The organism is Arthrobacter sp. GAS37 (assembly GCF_044908325.1).
In the GTDB taxonomy this organism is placed as follows: Bacteria; Actinomycetota; Actinomycetes; order Actinomycetales; family Micrococcaceae; genus Arthrobacter; species Arthrobacter ramosus.
The window spans coordinates 1-1,872 of sequence record NZ_JBIYDB010000085.1 but is presented as its reverse complement, the minus strand read 5'-3'; the positions used below and the strand labels follow the sequence as shown (position 1 = coordinate 1,872).

General features: G+C 60.8%; 2 protein-coding genes. One reads left to right on the top strand and one right to left on the bottom strand.

From position 1 onward, the window contains the following. The first annotated feature begins 225 nt into the window (after window positions 1-225). Entirely contained in the window at window positions 226-489 is a 264-nt protein-coding gene (locus ABH924_RS24770; protein WP_404503178.1) for a helix-turn-helix transcriptional regulator, read from the top strand. Between the two features lie 923 nt (window positions 490-1,412). On the opposite strand, the gene ABH924_RS24765 is transcribed toward ABH924_RS24770, so the two are convergent. Beyond that, window positions 1,413-1,872 (bottom strand): hypothetical protein (locus tag ABH924_RS24765; RefSeq protein ID WP_404503176.1); only part of this gene is annotated, 460 nt, incomplete at its 5' end.

The following is a 1,872-nucleotide window of genomic DNA, read 5'->3' as shown; positions in this document are numbered from 1 at the left end:
GCTCGTCCGAGCGCCGGCGGTGCCGGTGGTTGGGCCGTGCCCAACCGTCCTTGGGCAGCCCGGTAAACCGGTCTGAGTTGGTGGGAGCTTTTTGCTTGTCAGGCTTGGTTACTCTTTTGTTGTAATTGGTGAAGGTTTTAGAATCAATGTGGGGTTGATTCATCCGGCGTTCTGGTTCGCTCCGCCCGTTCAAGTTTTGTTTTGTCGAGGAGAGGGAGACCAAGAGTGGCTCAGAGTTCGGAGGGGTTGATAGGAGCTGCCGAATTCGCTGAGGCTCTCGGGGTCAAGGTTGCGTCTCTGTATGCCTACCGGAGCAGGGATCCCCGGTTCCCGGCAAGTGTTGAGGTGGGGATGATGTCGTACTGGACTCCCGAGGCTGCGGCGGAGTATGTCGAGTACCGTAAGTCCTTGCGGCGTGGCCGGCCCAAGGGGTCCAGGAACAAGGTTCGTTCTCAGGACGGCGGGGTTGTAGGCGATGATCTCTCGTAATGTTGCCGAGGAGCGGATAGCTGCGCTTTTTGGTGTGACGTCCCGGGGGCATCCTGATCTGGCTGGGTTTGGCTCGGCCGCCGGTGTGTCCGTGTCGACTGTCCGGCGCTGGCTCCGCGGTGAAGGGTCTTGGGAGCGGCTTGGTGTGCTGTTGTCAGGGCATGGCGAGCCGGTGTGGGATAGGTCTTTGTTGGGCCTTGCTCTGGGGGTCCGGTTCGGGGTGACCAAGGGTGGGCATCTCCGTACCTCTGCTCTAGCTACCGCGTTGGGCGTGAGTCCGCGTACGGTGCAGCGCTGGTTTGCGGGGAAAAAGTCGCTGCATCTGCCTGCTGGGCGTATGGAGGAGGTGATGGCGCTCTTCCAGCCTCCGAAGAAGCAGTTGGACCTTGAGAAAGCAGCACGGAATTATGCAGCAGACTCCCTGGCCGTCGTCCGTGTGCCATCGGGCCGGCGGAAGTCGATGTATTCGTGGCGTCGTGACGGTTGGCTTGAGAGTCATTTTGTCTCGGTGGTTCGCGTGAAGGGGTATCCAGAGCTGGTGCGCCCGGTTGTATCGATCCCTACTGACAAGGCCCTGGCGCGGCTTCATTCAGCCGGCTTGGTTGAGGATACCCGCTTGTGCGAGAACAGGTTCGCTGCCCTGGTCCTTAAGTACGAGATGCTCCAGAGGATGGAACCTTGGAGGGTCCAGCTGGCTAAATCGCAGCTTTCAAAGGGAGGGACGGAGACCTGGTTGACGAGGGCCCCTCGGCCGATGCTCGCTGAGCTGAGTGTCTCTGAGCTCAAGGTCTGAGTCTTCGGCCAGGGGATTCGGTACGGATCTTTGGAGATCTCAGGGGATTCGCTTTACGCGATCCTCGTAACGTCCGGTACCTGGTGCCGGAGCGGGTGGTATGTCCCCTGGCTGGTCAGCCTGGCCAGGATCAAGTGCGGGGGTCTGTGAAGCTGATCTGGTCGATTGATTCAAAGCCCCATTCGTCGAGGTAGCTGTCGCCGAATGCCTGGGTGAGCCATTCCAGAGCCGCGGTTTCGCCACCTTCTTCCCATGCAGAGATGAACGTGTCGACGTCGTCGGGGCCGAGATTCTGCCAGAGGTTGGTGACGCGGTGGCGGAGGTAGTTGGGATCGGCGTTCCTCGGGCCCTGGTTCCCGACGACGAAGATCTGAGGGGATTTGTTCTTAGTCTTGGCCATCTGTGCCCGTGCGTGCTGGACGAGCCGCTGGCGGCCCCGTTTGGTCGTGGCCGCCTGGCGGGATTTCGTCGCAATCGTCTTCTGGACCTCGACCTTGGGACGGTACTTCCCTGAGAGCCAGTAGTTGACCGCGCGCTGGGTGACGCCGAGGCTCTTTGCGGCTTTGGCAGTGTCTACTCCCCCGCGTCGG